Source organism: Enterobacter cloacae complex sp. CDL013 (genome assembly GCF_049238805.1).
In the GTDB taxonomy this organism is placed as follows: Bacteria; Pseudomonadota; Gammaproteobacteria; order Enterobacterales; family Enterobacteriaceae; genus Enterobacter; species Enterobacter hormaechei_C.
Genome location: NZ_JBMKGT010000002.1, coordinates 470,863 through 485,950, shown reverse-complemented (window position 1 = coordinate 485,950; position 15,088 = coordinate 470,863). Strand labels below are relative to the sequence as shown.

Genomic DNA, 15,088 nt, shown 5'->3' with positions numbered 1-15,088 from the left:
TAAACCATTCAGCCCTAACCGGAGCCAAACAGGCTGATTTATGTTGTCGCCCGATAAGATGAAATTTATTTATTCTGCGCTTTCAGGAAAGATAAAAACGTTTTCTCAGGCCGCGTGTCGCGGTAGTCTCATACGTTCCGCCAATATGACGGCCGTGATGTGAGTGACCTTTCCTTATACCAATAATTAAAAATCAGTACAGACAGGACAACTATGGACTCCACCCTTATCTCCGCTCGCCGCAACGAGGAGACACCCTCGCTTAACCGCGCCCGCCGCGCCGCTTTAGGTAGCTTCGCAGGCGCCGTCGTCGACTGGTATGATTTTCTGCTCTACGGTATTACCGCTGCGCTGGTCTTTAACCGTGAATTCTTTCCCCAGATCAGCCCCGCCATGGGTACGCTTGCTGCGTTTGCCACCTTCGGCGTCGGTTTTCTGTTTCGTCCGCTGGGCGGGATAATTTTCGGCCACTTCGGCGATCGCCTTGGCCGGAAACGTATGCTGATGCTCACCGTGTGGATGATGGGTATTGCCACCGCGCTAATCGGTATTTTGCCCTCCTTTGCATCGATTGGCTGGTGGGCCCCGGTGTTGCTGGTGACGCTGCGCGCCATTCAGGGCTTTGCCGTTGGCGGCGAATGGGGCGGTGCGGCATTGCTGTCCGTGGAAAGCGCGCCGAAGAACAAGAAAGCGTTCTACAGCAGCGGCGTGCAGGTAGGTTATGGCGTGAGTCTGCTGCTCTCCACGGGCCTGGTGTCGCTAATAAGCCAGCTCACGACAGACGAGCAGTTCCTGAGCTGGGGCTGGCGTATTCCGTTTATCTTCAGCATTGTGCTGGTCGTGGTGGCCCTGTGGATCCGTAACGGCATGGAAGAGTCGGCTGAGTTTGAGCGGCAGCAGCGCGAAAAACCGGTCGCCAAAAAACGGCTGCCAGTGATGGAAGCGCTGGTGCAGCACCCTGGCGCTTTTCTGAAAATTATCGCCCTGCGCCTGTGCGAACTGCTGACGATGTATATCGTCACCGCCTTTGCCCTCAACTATTCCACGCAAAACCTCGGCCTTCCGCGGGAATTGTTCCTGAATATTGGCCTGGTGGTGGGCGGGATCAGCTGCCTGACCATCCCCTGCTTCGCCTGGCTGGCGGATCGCTTTGGCCGTCGACGGGTGTATATCACCGGGGCGCTCATAGGCACACTTAGCGCCTGGCCGTTCTTTATGGCCCTGGAGGCACAGTCGGTCTTCTGGATTGTCTTCTTCGCGATCATGCTTGCGAACATCGCTCACGATATGGTGGTCTGCGTGCAGCAGCCGATGTTTACCGAGCTGTTTGGCGCAAGCTACCGCTACAGCGGCGCGGGCGTGGGATATCAGGTGGCGAGCGTGGTCGGCGGCGGGTTTACGCCGTTTATCGCCGCCGCGCTGGTGACGTTCTCCGGCGGTAACTGGCATAGCGTGGCGATTTATCTGCTGGCAGGTTGCCTGCTTTCTGCTGCCACCGCCCTGTTGATGAAGGAAACCGCGCACAGCTGATCTCCTCACTTTTGTTTCACAGGCGTGTGACATACTATCGGGTATAGCCGCACACCTGTGGAACAAGGAGACAGACATGAATAATAAGGGCTCCAGCCTGACCCCGGCTCAGGCACTGGAAAAACTCGACGCGCTGTATGAACAGTCCGTCAATGCACTGCGCAGCGCCATCAGTGACTATATCGAAACAGGGAAACTTCCCGATGAAAAGGCCAGAACCCAGGGCCTTTTTGTTTATCCATCGCTCTCTGTCACCTGGGACGGTAGCGCCAGCAGCAATCCGAAAACCCGCGCCTATGCGCGTTTCACCCACTCCGGCTGTTACAGCACAACCATCACGCGACCTGCGCTGTTCCGCCCCTACCTGGAAGAGCAGCTTACCCTGTTGTATCAGGATTACGGCGCGCATATCAGCGTTGAGCCGTCCCTGCACGAGATCCCTTACCCGTACGTGATAGACGGCTCAGCGCTGACGCTGGATCGCTCCATGAGCGCAGGGCTGACCCGTCATTTCCCGACCACTGAGCTGTCGCAGATTGGCGATGAGACGGCGGACGGGATCTATCACCCGGCAGAGTTTTCACCGCTGTCGCACTTTGATGCCCGCCGTGTCGATTTCTCGCTGGCACGCCTGCGCCACTACACCGGCACGCCAGCCGAACATTTCCAGCCGTTCGTGCTGTTTACCAACTACACCCGCTATGTAGACGAATTTGTCCGCTGGGGCTGTAGCCAGATCCTCGACCCGGACAGCCCTTACGTCGCCCTCTCCTGCGCGGGCGGGATCTGGATCACCGCCGAAACCGAAGCACCGGAAGAGGCCATCTCCGACCTGGCGTGGAAAAAGCACCAGATGCCAGCCTGGCACCTGATCACCGCCGACGGTCAGGGCATTACGCTGATTAACATCGGCGTTGGCCCGTCGAATGCGAAAACCATCTGCGACCATCTGGCGGTACTGCGCCCGGACGTCTGGCTGATGATCGGCCACTGCGGCGGCCTGCGTGAAAGCCAGCTGATTGGCGATTACGTCCTCGCCCACGCTTATCTGCGTGACGACCATGTTCTTGACGCGGTTCTGCCGCCGGATATTCCTATCCCGAGTATCGCGGAAGTGCAGCGCGCTCTGTACGACGCCACCAAAGAGGTGAGCGGCATGCCGGGTGAAGAGGTGAAACAGCGCCTGCGTACCGGTACGGTCGTTACCACCGACGATCGTAACTGGGAGCTGCGCTATTCCGCCTCCGCCCTGCGTTTCAATCTTAGCCGTGCGGTCGCAATCGATATGGAAAGCGCCACCATTGCCGCGCAGGGCTACCGCTTCCGCGTCCCTTACGGCACGCTGCTGTGCGTGTCCGATAAACCGCTGCACGGCGAGATCAAACTGCCGGGCCAGGCGAACCGTTTTTACGAAGGGGCGATCTCAGAGCACCTTCAGATTGGTATTCGCGCCATCGATTTACTGCGTGCAGAGGGCGACAAACTGCATTCCCGCAAGCTGCGCACCTTCAATGAGCCACCGTTCCGCTGATAACAAGGACACATCACGCACACCACTCACCCGGCCTGGGATTTCGTAGGTCGGGTAAGGCGAAGCCGCCACCCGACAATTTTACCGAACGCAGAAAAGCAAAAAGCCTGCTTTAAAAGCAGGCTTTTTTAAATTTGGCTCCTCTGACTGGACTCGAACCAGTGACATACGGATTAACAGTCCGCCGTTCTACCGACTGAACTACAGAGGAATCGTGTGAACGGGGCGCATATTATCGATGCGCCCTGAGGATGTCAAAGGGTGAATGCAGATTTTCAATCGTTTGCCGATTTATTCTCCACTTCGCACATTTGTCAGGCACTTGTCGTTTCCGAAACCTCCTGCTCCGGTTTTTTTCGCGGATATTTCCACAGCCAGCGCCCGCTCACCATGCGCCAGTAGAACAGCGCGCCGCGCACGGCCCAGTCAAGGAACATCCCCAGCCAGACGCCGACAACGCCCATACCTAACATCACCCCCAGCGTGTAGCCCGCCACGACGCGACAGCCCCACATGCCGAGCATGGAGACCCACATCGCAAACCGGGCATCGCGCGCCCCTTTCAGCCCGGCAGGAAGTACCCAGGACGCGGCCCAGATTGGCATAAACGCCGCGTTGAGCCAAATGAGCACCTTCACGACCTCTTTCACGTCATTTTCATGCGTATAGAACGAGGCCATCAGCCCGGCAAAAGGCGCAGTTCCCCACGCAATCGCCGTCAGCCCAATGGTTGAAAGCCAGAAGACATGCCGAAGCTGCCGTTCCGCCTGCCCTATCTGCCCCTTTCCGAGACGTCTGCCGGTGATGATCGTCGACGCCGACCCCAGCGCGTTTCCCGGCAGGTTAATGAGTGAGGCAATGGAGAAGGCAATAAAGTTGCCGGCGATGACGTCTGTTCCCATCCCGGCAACAAACATCTGCGTCAGCAGTTTCCCGCCGTTAAACAACACGGATTCGATGCTGGCCGGAATCCCGATCCCCATCACTTCCCAGATAATGGCGAAGTTAAGCGGACGGAAATAACTTTTCAGCGTCAGGCGCAGCGATGGCGTAATTCCCGCCATCAGTACGCCAATTATCGCTGCCGCACCAATATAACGGGAAATGGTCAGCCCTAAACCCGCGCCGACAAAGCCCAGCCCCTCCCAGGAAAAGACGCCATAAATCAAAACGCTGCTGATAATGATGTTCAGGATGTTCATGCCGCCATTGATCAGCAGCGGAATTTTGGTATTCCCTGCTCCACGAAGCGCACCGCTACCAATCAGCGCGATGGCAGCCGCCGGATAACTCAGCACCGTCATTTCCAGGTAGGTGAGAGCCAGATCCTTCACCTCACTGGTCGCTTCTCCCGCGACAAAGTCGATAATTTCTTTGCCGTAATAATGGATAACCGCCGCAAGGATGATCGAAAAGAGGGTCATGATCATCAGCGACTGTCTGGCCGCTTCGCGGGCACGCTTCGGATCGAGCTTACCCAGGCTAAACGCCACCACCACCGTCGTACCGAGATCGATAGCGGCAAAGAAGGACATCACCACCATATTGAAACTGTCCGCCAGCCCTACCCCGGCCATAGCTTCTTTACCGAGCCAGCTCACCAGGAATGTGCTCAGCACGCCCATCAACAGGACGCAGGTATTCTCCAGGAAAATAGGCACAGCAAGGGGGGTGATTTCACGCCAGAAGAGAACTCGATAACTCTTACGTTTTGCATACCAGGGCGTGCGCATAATCGCCTGGCGTAGGGGTGCGGTGACGTTCAAAATGGACCTTAGCGAGAAAGTTGAAACTCCATTTCAAATGATGGGGCAGAAATGCGTATCCTGCAAAGTATTTTCCATAAAATTATGTTTGGATTTACAACAAAATGACGACAGAATCATCAAACAAACGCTTTTGCCTGAGATCAGGTTTGACAAAAGTTTTTTCGCCGCTAAGATAAGCCTCCACAACGATTCCTCTGTAGTTCAGTCGGTAGAACGGCGGACTGTTAATCCGTATGTCACTGGTTCGAGTCCAGTCAGAGGAGCCAAATTTAAAAAGCCTGCTTTTAGAGCAGGCTTTTTGCTTTTTTGCGTTCGGTAAAATTGTCGGGTGGCGGCTTCGCCTTACCCGACCTACGTGATAACAGTCCTGTAGGCCCGGTAAGCGCAGCGCCACCGGGCAACAGAGTGTGCGATTACTCGCCTTTCGCGTCGACGTTTTTGATTTCGCCCATCACTTTCAGCTTCTTGGAGATGTCGCGACGCTCTTTGGACAGCTCAGCGTTTTTGATGATGTAGTCATCAACGCGATCTTCATAATCGCTCTTCATGCTGGCGATGATGCCCTGAATAGCTTCAACGCTCATACCTGGCTTGATGTAGTCGCTCAGGTTGTCCAGCAGCAGGACACGTTTCTGGTTGTCACGGATCTTCTTCTCTACGTCCTGGATTTCGCGCTGTAGCTTGTTTTTGCGGCGGAACAGGCGGACGAACTCCAGAACATCCTGGAACGAAGGCTTGGTAGTTTCCATTTTTACACCCCTGATAATGTGAGATTCGGATTCGTTAAAGCAACCGTTTTAACAGACAGCGGCTGCGAATGACAATGAGTATATCGTTTAAAACCATCATAACCCTAATTGTTGCTGAATCGAAGCAGCAGGCATCACATACGCTTTTTATTTGCGCAGAGCCCGGCAAATCAGCTGCGATAACAACTCCAGCTGCCGCGCCAGCTCCATACTCAGCCAGACATAACCATGGATGGGCGTTTCCGCCACATTGTCGCCCTGGCGCTCATTCATCAGCTGTTTGAGCTCGGCGACGATTTCGTTCAGCCGCTCGCTGTTCGCCCGTATCGGCTGCGGGTTACCTTCATAGAGCGCATGAGCGATGGTCAGCAGGGTTTGTTGCGTCATCTGCTGCGTCTCTTTCAGCGTATGCGCGTTGAGCATCAGAAGATGGCTGGGGCGTGAGGCCCAGTGGGCATTGATTTGCAGTTCAAGCATACAGACCAGATTACGGCTGACCGTCTGAATAGCTTCAAAGATGGCTTTCTGGATATGGGTTTCTTTGCTTGCTGGCGTAATTAACCCGCGCATTTTGACCACATCATTGAGGATTTTTTGCAGATGCTTTTCCAGCCGCGGACGCTCAATCAGATTCGGCGAAAACCCGGCCTGGTAGACCCGGTTAAATGCCGTGACGTAGTTTGCCATCTGAATGCGCCAGTGCAGGAAGGCGCGCTGCGGCCAGATGCCGGTAAACAGCATGGCGAGCAACGAGCCGAGGATCACGTCCCCGCTTCGCCACAATGCCGTGGTCATATCGCCCGCCGGTGCGCCGACCACAACCGCGAGCGTAATGCCAATCAGCAGCGCCTGATACGGTTTCTTGCCAAGGGCCAGCCATCCGCAAAGAAACATCGCCACCGCGCACCACAGCAACATGAACGGAAACGAAATCAGCTCCAGCTTCAGGGCAATAAGCCCAAGCGCTGAGCCTAAAACGGTACCGCCTATGCGTTCGAAAGCGCGCGGGACCACGTTCCCCCAGAATGAGATCGGCCCCATCACCACCACCAGCGTGATCAGCGGCCACGTCCCTTCCGGGATATCCAGCAAACGAACCAGTACGAAGGTCAACACAAACGCCAGCGCAATGCGGCAACCGTGCACCACGCGATAATGTTTGTATAACTGAATTTCAAAAGGGGTTAATGACTTGTCGGGGCGCACACCCGTCTCCAGCTCTACGGCAAACCACAATTGTACTGTGTTTTCAGCCGGGTGGATCGCGCCCGGCTGAAAAACCCTGCGTTTCGCAGGATTATCCCACTTTGTGCTCTACCGGTACAAACATCTCAATATCCCAGTAGCCGTCAGCATTGCCATCGTTCAGATAGCGTTCGAAGCAGGGTTTTGCTGCAATCTGGAATTTGCTGTCTTCCAGCAGGGAGTTGAAGAACTGATACCATGGAGTAGCGAAATCATGATTTTCAACGCGCGCGGCGGCAATAGCATACTCTCCGGCAGCAATTTCGGTCATCATCACCCCTTCGCTGTTTTCAGGAATAGTGAAATCGTCTACTACCGTTACGGCGGTAACGCAGCGGAGCTTTTCTGCCGGCACGTCATCCGGATTGTCATAATAAACGGCCACCCACTCCTGCGGCTGAATATGACGACCATCTACCCACATGACCAGCTGTTCAAATCCCTGCTTGACCGTCTTTTCCCACGGCCCCACGAGATGAAAGCCTGCAATCGTACGTTTCTGTTGCTGCCTGATGCTGTAGTCCATGCTGCCTCCGTTTATTACTGTATATATATACACTGTAAAGCAGAATCGAGATTATCGGCAATCCAGGAGTGTTTATTATGTGAGCAGACTCGCAACACTGCCAGTCTGCCCGAAAAGGTCAGAGTTTATGATGCAGATAATCGCCAAGACGGGAGAAAAGCCCACCCTTTTCAACGCTTTCCAGCGTAACCAATGGCCAGTGCGCGACCACCTTGTCACGATCGTACAGCTGGATCTCCCCTACCCGCTGATGCGCGGCGATCGGCGCTTCCAGCTCTTTTTTATCCATCACGTATTTCGCCTTGATGTTCGGCACTTCCGATTTGGGTAATGCCAGCCAGAAGTCCTGATCCGTGCCCAGCGCGATCTGCTCTTTATCGCCGTACCAGATGCGCTCGGTTCCCACTTTTTTACCGTTATGCAGGATCTGCACCGTATCAAAATTTTGCTGTCCCCAGTGCAGCAGCTTGCGCGCCTGATCTTCACGTCCTTTCGGGCTGTCTGCCCCCATCACCACCGCAATCAGTCGACGCTGACCGTCCACCGCTGAGGCAATCAGGTTAAAGCCCGCGCCCGAGGTGTGTCCCGTTTTCAGACCATCCACGTTCATGGTCTTATCCCACAGCAGGCCGTTGCGGTTCTGCTGGGTGATGCCGTTCCAGGTCAGGCTCTTCTCGCTGTACATGTGGTAGAACTCAGGCTCGCCGTGAATGATGGCCCGTGAAAGCACGGCAAGATCGTAAGCGGAGCTGTGCTGACCCGGTGCATCCAGCCCGTGTACGGTTTCGAAGTGGGTATCGCGCAGGTTCAGTTTTTCAACATAGTCATTCATCATCCTGACGAACTGCGGCTGACCGCCCGCCACGTGATCCGCCAGCGCCACGCAGGCATCATTGCCGGAATCAACAATCAGGCCGCGGCTGAGATCGCGCACGGAAACCCGATCGCCCTCCTTCAGAAACATCAGCGACGAACCGTCAAAGACCGGATTGCCTTTTGCCCAGGCGTCACGTCCGACCGTCACAATGTCATCGGGGCTGATGCGGTGGCTATCAATGGCGCGATCGACAACGTACCCCGTCATCAGTTTGGTCAGGCTCGCCGGATTGCGCTGCTGATGTTCGTTGCCCGCCGTTAAGATTTGACCCGTGGTGTAATCCATCAATACCCAGGAGCCAGCCTGGATGGCAGGCGGCTGAGGTGAAAAATCCAGCGGCTCGGCAGCCAGCGCGGATGAAATACTCGAAGCGAGTAAAGAAACAGCAATAAACAGACGGCGTTTCAACGGTATATCCTCAGGTCAGTAAAAATCGATGACCTTTTTACGGGAGTTCTGATGTCGTTACCTGCCTTAATTGCAAAAAAATGTGACAGAACGCAGATTTTTTCGGAACAAATCTCGCAAATTTCTTGCCTGACGGTGCTTTTTGTTCGGACTGCTCACCCCAATCGTTTACCATAGAGACGTCAACTTTTAACAGGATGAGATTACTGGTGTCTGACTCTGCCGCGCGCCCGACTTTTTTGTTCCATGATTACGAAACCTTTGGCACCCATCCGGCGCTGGACCGACCGGCGCAGTTTGCGGCTATCCGTACCGATGACGAATTTAACGTCATCGGCGAACCCGAGGTGTTTTACTGTAAGCCCGCCGATGACTATCTGCCGCAGCCGGGCGCGGTGATGGTGACGGGCATCACGCCTCAGGAAGCGCGGGATAAAGGCGTTAGCGAAGCAGAATTTGCCCGTCGCATCCACGACCTGTTCACGGTGCCCAATACCTGCGTGGTGGGTTACAACAACATCCGTTTTGACGATGAAGTGACGCGCAATATCTTCTACCGCAACTTCTACGATCCGTACGCCTGGAGCTGGCAGAACCGTAATTCACGCTGGGATTTGCTGGATATCATGCGCGCCTGCTATGCGCTGCGCCCGGAGGGGATTAACTGGCCGGAGAATGACGACGGCTTGCCGAGCTTCAGGCTCGAGCACCTGACGCGGGCCAACGGCATTGAGCACAGCAATGCCCACGACGCGATGGCAGACGTTTACGCGACCATCGCAATGGCGAAACTTGTAAAAACCGCGCAGCCGCGCCTGTTTGAGTATCTGTTGAGCCATCGCAGCAAGCAAAAGCTGATGACGCTGATTGACGTGCCGCAGATGAAACCGCTGGTGCATATTTCAGGGATGTTCGGCGCGTGGCGCGGGAACACAAGCTGGGTGGCGCCGCTTGCCTGGCATCCGGACAACCGTAACGCCGTCATCATGGTGGATCTCGCCGGAGATATCTCCCCGCTGCTTGAGCTCGACAGCGACACCTTACGTGAACGGCTCTATACGCCGAAAGAGGCGCTGGGTGACCTGCCAGCCGTACCGGTAAAACTGGTGCACATTAATAAGTGCCCGGTGCTGGCGCAGGCCAACACGCTACGCCCGGAAGACGCCGACCGGCTGGGGATTAACCGTCAGCACTGCCTCGATAACCTGAAAGTGCTGCGCGACAACCCGCAGGTGCGCGAGAAAGTCGTCGCCATTTTTGCCGAAGCAGAGCAGTTCGTGCCGTCTGAGAATGTGGATGCGCAGCTTTATAACGGCTTCTTCAGCGATGCCGATCGCGCGGCGATGAATATCGTGCTGCAAACCGACCCGCGTAACCTGCCCGCGCTGGATATCACCTTCGCAGATAAGCGCATTGAGAAGCTGATGTTTAATTATCGCGCGCGTAACTATCCCGGCACGCTGGATGAAGCAGAGCAGGAACGCTGGTTACAGCATCGGCGCAACGTGTTTACGCCGGAGTTTCTTAATAGCTACGCCCAGGAGCTGGAGATGCTTTACGGTCAGTATGAAGGGAATGCTGAGAAGCAGGCGCTGCTGAAAGCGCTGTTCCAGTATGCGCAAGAGATTGTCTGAATAGCGGGTACAAAAAAGCCGGAGGCGATGTCTCCGGCTTTTTTTTTGCCCGATGGCGCTTCGCTTACGCGGGCCTGCGGGGTATTTAGGTCGGGTAAGACGTAGCCGCCACCCGACGCAGTCTTACGCGACGTCTTCGTACTGAGGAACCGGGTTGCGGAAGCTCTTCGTCACACAGGCCAGGTAAACCAGGCCGATACCTGCCCAAATCAGGCCAAGCACCATTGAGCTCTCTTCCAGGTTAACCCACAGCGCGCCCACGGTCATAGCACCACACATCGGCAGGAACAGATACTGGAAGTGGTCTTTCAGCGTCTTGTTACGCTTTTCACGGATCCAGAACTGAGAGATCACCGACAGGTTAACAAAGGTAAACGCCACCAGCGCACCAAAGTTAATCAGCGCCGTTGCCATCACCAGGTCAAAGTTAATCGCCAGAAGCGCGATCGCACCGACCAGAATGATGTTCATCGCCGGGGTACGCCATGTTGGATGCACGTAGCCGAAGAAGCTTTTCGGGAATACGCCATCGCGGCCCATAACGTACATCAGACGCGCAACGCCTGCATGCGCGGCCATACCGGACGCCAGTACGGTGATGGTGGAGAAGATCAGCGCGCCGACCTGGAACGCTTTACCCGCCACATAGAGCATAATTTCCGGCTGAGAAGCATCCGGATCTTTGAAGCGAGAGATATCCGGGAAGTACAGCTGGAGGAAATAGGTCGAGAAAATAAAGATCAGGCCACCAATCAGCGCCGTCAGGAAGATTGCACGCGGAATTACGCGCTCTGCATCTTTCGTTTCTTCAGACAGGTTGCTGATACCATCAAAACCGGTAAAGGAGAAGCACAGAATCGTCGCCCCGGTAATCATCGGGATCACATGCGCATCACCAGACCAGAACGGCTTGCTGCTCGCCAGAGTGCCCGCGCCTTCACCGTGGAACACACCGTAAATCACCATGCCGAGGATCACGGCAATCAGTACAACCTGAAGCACAACGATAACGGAGTTAAAGTTGGCAACGGACTTGATGCTGCGAAGGTTGAAGGCCGTCATAAAGGCCACCAGCGCCACGACGAACATCCAGGATGGAATCGATGGCACCAGCGCTTCAAAATAAATTTTTGCCAGCAGAATGTTGATCATCGGCGCGAACAGATAGTCGAGCAGCGAAGACCAGCCCACCATAAAGCCCACCGTCGGGCTGATGGATTTCTGGGCATAGGTGTAGGCGGAACCGGCAGACGGATAGCGGCGCACCAGTTTACCGTAGCTGAGCGCGGTAAAGAGGATCGCAATCAGTGCAAAGCCGTAAGCCGTCGGCACATGACCGTCCGTGAGGCCTGAAACGATACCGAATGTATCGAACAGCGTCATCGGTTGCATATAGGCAAGGCCCATCATGACAACCGGAATCAACGTAAGCGTTTTACGTAATTCCACGCGAGAGGTGTTTGGAGTTGCGTTATGCGACATAGTTATTCTCCTTTACGGTGATAACCGCCACGTAAGCGAAAAATTGCCCCATTTCTTTCTTCCTCAGCGACAACAACTGTCGGATTTTAGTAAGTATCTATCCGGTACGAAGCCCGGCCTCTTGGTTTTTAGTTTCGTTTCGTACATGCAAAAAAAAATAACCGACGCCTTTTATATCGTCGATTATTTATTTGTTTGCAGCGGCGGCATTTTGCCCTATTCAAGATACAAAAGGCAATACATTGAGAAACCTGCCCATAAAATAATTTTTCTAACTGGTTGATTTACCATCATCTGCCTGAGTGTAAACTGTCGCGATAGCACTATTTGCTAAAATTTCGTCTCGCCACCAGGCGCTGGCAAGGCCGGCGGTCTGTTCATTCCAGCCCACCCATACCGATTCGTTACTGCTCTGCGCTAAAACTTGTTTTTCCACCAGCGCTCCGCTGTCAATAAACCGCTGCGCTAAATAACGGGGAAGGTAACCGCACCCCAGGCCGCTTATTTGCAGCTCCAGCTTGGTTTTAAAATCAAAAACGGTGATGGCCTCCTGCTCATCCAGCAGCTGCGATGAAATGCCGCACTCGGGGCGAGAACTGTCTCCAACCACAATGGCACGATAGTTTTTAATGACGCGTCGGGTAACCGGCTCCGGTTCATTCGCCAGCGGGTGATGAGGCGCAACGGCAAAAACCTGCTCCAGAACACCCAGCCGCGCAAAACCAAATTCGCTCAACTGGGGAGGCTCATGCAGCGCGCCAACGATGATATCCGCCCTGCCCTGCGTCAGGGCCTCCCAGGAACCGCCCAGCACGCCATTGATAAAAACCAGCCGGGTGACGCTGTGGCGCTGATAGAACGCCTCAATAAGCGGGGTAAGCAGGGAGAAAGGGAATGTATCATCAACCCCAATCACCAGCTCATTTTCCCAGCCCTGGTGAAGCTTAACGGCCTGTTTTTCCAGCTCGCGAACCGTATGCAGCACGTCACGCCCTTTTTCCAGCAGCATCTGCCCTGTACGGGTGAAACGCGCGCGATGCCCGGTGCGGTCAAGGATTTGGATATTAAGATCGCTCTCGAGCTTTTGCACGGTGTAGCTCAGAGCCGAAGGGGTTTTATAGAGCTTCGCCGAGGCGGCGGCAAAGCTCCCCTCTTTTTCCAGCGCATCCAGAATAACAAGAACATCCAGCAGCGGTTTCATCTTCGCCCCCTTGCGGTGTGCGATTGTCTCCGCCGGCGCAATTATTCCATGGGCATTACCAGCGGATCGGGATACTGATATTCAAATCCCAGTTCATGGCAAATACGATTGCCATCAATAATTTTGCCTTTGCGCTCCCCCTGCGCATCACTGAATACCGGCGGCGCCAGGCCAAGCTGGCGCGCCATCAGCGGATAAAAGGTGCTGCGCGGCGGGTGCGAAGGCGCACATATATTATAGATGTGCCCCCCTTTCGGAGCCTGTAAAAGCAGTTCTATGGCGCCGATAACATCCTCAAGGTGCACAAGATTAACCCCGTGCTGGCCATCCGGCGCGGATTTACCGGCAAAGAAGCGCCCCGGATGACGCCCCGGCCCCACCAGCCCGGCCAGACGTAAGATATCCACCTGCGTGCCAGGCAGATTGTGCAGCCAGTCTTCCAGCTCTTTCAGCACCCGGCCGCTGGCGGTCACCGGACGGCGTTCGGTGTTTTCTTTCGCCGTACCGTCGATATCGCCATAGACGGAGGTGGAGCTGGTGAAAATGATGCGCGGGATATGGTGCGCCAGGGCGCTGTCGACAATCTCCTGCACCGCCTGCAAGTAAAACGTCTCGCCCGGGCCGCTGCGCCGCGCCGGTAAGGTAATGACCAGCGCGTCCACATTCATCAGTTCATCCAGCTCGTCGGTATCGCAGATAAGCTCGGGTTCGAGACGCAGCTCGACACCATCAATGCCGCACATGCGTGCCGCTTCAACCCCATCTCGGGTGGTCTTACTCCCTGTCACCTGCCAGCCTTTCGCGGCTAATGACATCGCCAGTGGCATTCCTAACCACCCTAACCCGACAATCGCGACCTTTTTCATTACATTCTCCGCTTAACGATGCCTGTTATAAGGCTACGCCAGCCTGGTGGAACGCACAATTCATACCATCAATATGAAATGAATTAATGATCAAAAAAAGCCCTTGCTTTATGGCGTACAACTGGTTTAGGTTAAAAGACATCAAATGCATAAGCATTCAACGAGAATTTATATGACACGCGTTCCTTTTAAAAACCACCATCATCACCATCATCCTGACTAGTCTTTCAGGCGATGTGTGCTGGAAGACGTTTGGATCTTCCAGTGGTGCATGAACGCATGAAAAAGCCCCCGGAAGATCTTCTTCCGGGGGCTTTTTTTTGGACCGCATTCAGACAGGTTAAAACAGGTTAACGAGGAACACAGAATGTTAGATAACTCACGTTTACGCATAGCTATTCAAAAATCAGGCCGTTTAAGCGACGATTCACGCGAACTGCTCGCCCGCTGCGGGATTAAAATCAACCTGCACACCCAGCGCCTGATCGCCCTGGCTGAAAATATGCCGATCGACATTCTGCGCGTACGTGATGACGATATCCCGGGCCTGGTGATGGATGGCGTCGTTGATCTCGGCATCATCGGCGAAAACGTACTGGAAGAAGAGTTATTAACCCGCCGAGCGCAGGGCGAAGATCCGCGTTACTTTACCCTGCGTCGTCTGGACTTTGGCGGCTGCCGCCTGTCGCTGGCCACGCCGGTCGATGAAGCCTGGGACGGCCCGGCCGCGCTGAACGGCAAACGTATCGCCACCTCTTACCCTCACCTGCTGAAGCGTTACCTCGATCAAAAAGGCGTGCAGTTTAAATCCTGTCTGCTGAACGGCTCCGTTGAAGTGGCGCCGCGTGCGGGCCTGGCCGATGCCATCTGTGACCTCGTCTCCACCGGCGCCACGCTCGAAGCGAACGGCCTGCGCGAAGTGGAGGTAATCTACCGCTCCAAAGCGTGCCTTATCCAGCGCGACGGCGAGATGGCCGACGCCAAACAGCAGCTCATCGACAAACTGCTGACCCGCATTCAGGGCGTGATTCAGGCGCGTGAATCCAAATACATCATGATGCATGCGCCAACCGAGCGTCTGGAGGAAGTGATTGCCCTGCTGCCGGGCGCTGAGCGTCCAACCATTCTGCCGCTGGCGGGCGACCAGCAGCGCGTGGCGATGCACATGGTGAGCAGCGAAACCCTGTTCTGGGAAACCATGGAAAAACTGAAGGCGCTGGGCGCAAGCTCCATTCTGGTGCTGCCAATTGAGAAGATGATGGAGTAACGA

Annotated in this window: 14 protein-coding genes, 2 tRNA genes and 1 other annotated feature; of the genes, 6 read left to right on the top strand and 10 right to left on the bottom strand. The window is 55.1% G+C overall.

The window, feature by feature from the left end:
* The first annotated feature begins 213 nt into the window (after positions 1 to 213).
* Both shiA and ACOTXD_RS05255 read left to right on the top strand, forming a co-directional pair.
* The gene (shiA, locus tag ACOTXD_RS05260; RefSeq protein ID WP_023314440.1) at positions 214 to 1,530 is read left to right on the top strand and encodes a shikimate transporter; all 1,317 of its coding nucleotides are present in this window, start codon (positions 214 to 216) and stop codon (positions 1,528 to 1,530) included.
* Positions 1,531 to 1,606: 76 nt separating this feature from the next.
* Positions 1,607 to 3,061: an AMP nucleosidase gene (locus ACOTXD_RS05255; protein WP_023324933.1), complete on the top strand. Its 1,455-nt coding sequence runs from the start codon at positions 1,607 to 1,609 to the stop codon at positions 3,059 to 3,061.
* 135 nt (positions 3,062 to 3,196) lie between these two features.
* Here ACOTXD_RS05255 and ACOTXD_RS05250 read toward each other — a convergent pair.
* Both ACOTXD_RS05250 and emmdR read right to left on the bottom strand, forming a co-directional pair.
* Positions 3,197 to 3,272, bottom strand: a tRNA-Asn gene (locus tag ACOTXD_RS05250).
* 103 nt (positions 3,273 to 3,375) lie between these two features.
* Positions 3,376 to 4,794, bottom strand: coding sequence for a multidrug efflux MATE transporter EmmdR (emmdR, locus tag ACOTXD_RS05245; RefSeq protein WP_023314442.1), 1,419 nt, complete (start codon positions 4,792 to 4,794; stop codon positions 3,376 to 3,378).
* A 226-nt stretch (positions 4,795 to 5,020) separates the two neighbouring features.
* On the opposite strand from emmdR, the gene ACOTXD_RS05240 reads away from it, so the two are divergent.
* Positions 5,021 to 5,096 (top strand) — tRNA-Asn (locus ACOTXD_RS05240).
* A gap of 147 nt (positions 5,097 to 5,243) precedes the next feature.
* Here ACOTXD_RS05240 and ACOTXD_RS05235 read toward each other — a convergent pair.
* From ACOTXD_RS05235 to dacD, 4 genes are all read right to left on the bottom strand, one after another.
* Positions 5,244 to 5,579 carry a DUF496 family protein gene (locus tag ACOTXD_RS05235; RefSeq protein WP_000450410.1) on the bottom strand — a complete coding sequence of 112 codons (336 nt, stop codon included), beginning with the start codon at positions 5,577 to 5,579 and terminating at the stop codon, positions 5,244 to 5,246.
* A gap of 147 nt (positions 5,580 to 5,726) precedes the next feature.
* On the bottom strand, positions 5,727 to 6,785 hold the full coding sequence (locus tag ACOTXD_RS05230; RefSeq protein WP_421766379.1) for an FUSC family protein: 1,059 nt from the start codon (positions 6,783 to 6,785) through the stop codon (positions 5,727 to 5,729).
* Positions 6,786 to 6,876: 91 nt separating this feature from the next.
* A complete protein-coding gene (gene sbmC, locus ACOTXD_RS05225) occupies positions 6,877 to 7,350 on the bottom strand; it encodes a DNA gyrase inhibitor SbmC (RefSeq protein ID WP_023314443.1) in 474 nt (157 codons plus the stop codon).
* Positions 7,351 to 7,468: 118 nt separating this feature from the next.
* A complete protein-coding gene (gene dacD / locus ACOTXD_RS05220; RefSeq protein ID WP_047740833.1) occupies positions 7,469 to 8,641 on the bottom strand; it encodes a serine-type D-Ala-D-Ala carboxypeptidase DacD in 1,173 nt (390 codons plus the stop codon).
* A 191-nt stretch (positions 8,642 to 8,832) separates the two neighbouring features.
* Here dacD and sbcB point away from each other — a divergent pair, with 191 nt between their 5' ends.
* On the top strand, positions 8,833 to 10,269 hold the full coding sequence (sbcB, locus tag ACOTXD_RS05215) for an exodeoxyribonuclease I (RefSeq protein WP_371740624.1): 1,437 nt from the start codon (positions 8,833 to 8,835) through the stop codon (positions 10,267 to 10,269).
* A 123-nt stretch (positions 10,270 to 10,392) separates the two neighbouring features.
* On the opposite strand, the gene plaP is transcribed toward sbcB, so the two are convergent.
* The 4 genes from plaP to ACOTXD_RS05195 all read right to left on the bottom strand — a co-directional run bounded on the left by plaP (position 10,393) and on the right by ACOTXD_RS05195 (position 13,818).
* On the bottom strand, positions 10,393 to 11,751 hold the full coding sequence (gene plaP, locus ACOTXD_RS05210) for a putrescine/proton symporter PlaP (protein WP_003859499.1): 1,359 nt from the start codon (positions 11,749 to 11,751) through the stop codon (positions 10,393 to 10,395).
* On the bottom strand, positions 11,741 to 11,803 hold the full coding sequence (yoeI, locus tag ACOTXD_RS05205) for a membrane protein YoeI (RefSeq protein ID WP_099458931.1): 63 nt from the start codon (positions 11,801 to 11,803) through the stop codon (positions 11,741 to 11,743). Before yoeI ends, plaP begins: the two co-directional genes overlap by 11 nt.
* Positions 11,804 to 12,022: 219 nt before the next feature.
* Positions 12,023 to 12,952, bottom strand: a complete 930-nt coding sequence (locus ACOTXD_RS05200) for a LysR substrate-binding domain-containing protein (protein ID WP_023314446.1) — start codon at positions 12,950 to 12,952, stop codon at positions 12,023 to 12,025.
* 41 nt (positions 12,953 to 12,993) lie between these two features.
* Positions 12,994 to 13,818: an SDR family oxidoreductase gene (locus ACOTXD_RS05195; RefSeq protein WP_023314447.1), complete on the bottom strand. Its 825-nt coding sequence runs from the start codon at positions 13,816 to 13,818 to the stop codon at positions 12,994 to 12,996.
* 172 nt (positions 13,819 to 13,990) lie between these two features.
* Between ACOTXD_RS05195 and hisL the strand changes: the two genes are divergently transcribed.
* Together hisL and hisG are read left to right on the top strand one after the other, a co-directional pair.
* Positions 13,991 to 14,041 (top strand): his operon leader peptide, encoded by a 51-nt coding sequence (gene hisL, locus ACOTXD_RS05190; RefSeq protein WP_099516347.1) that lies wholly within the window; start codon positions 13,991 to 13,993, stop codon positions 14,039 to 14,041.
* Positions 14,017 to 14,140: a sequence feature (His leader region), on the top strand. It overlaps the preceding gene by 25 nt.
* Before the next feature lie 45 nt (positions 14,141 to 14,185).
* Positions 14,186 to 15,085, top strand: a complete 900-nt coding sequence (hisG, locus tag ACOTXD_RS05185; protein ID WP_003859492.1) for an ATP phosphoribosyltransferase — start codon at positions 14,186 to 14,188, stop codon at positions 15,083 to 15,085.
* The last annotated feature ends 3 nt before the right edge of the window (positions 15,086 to 15,088 follow it).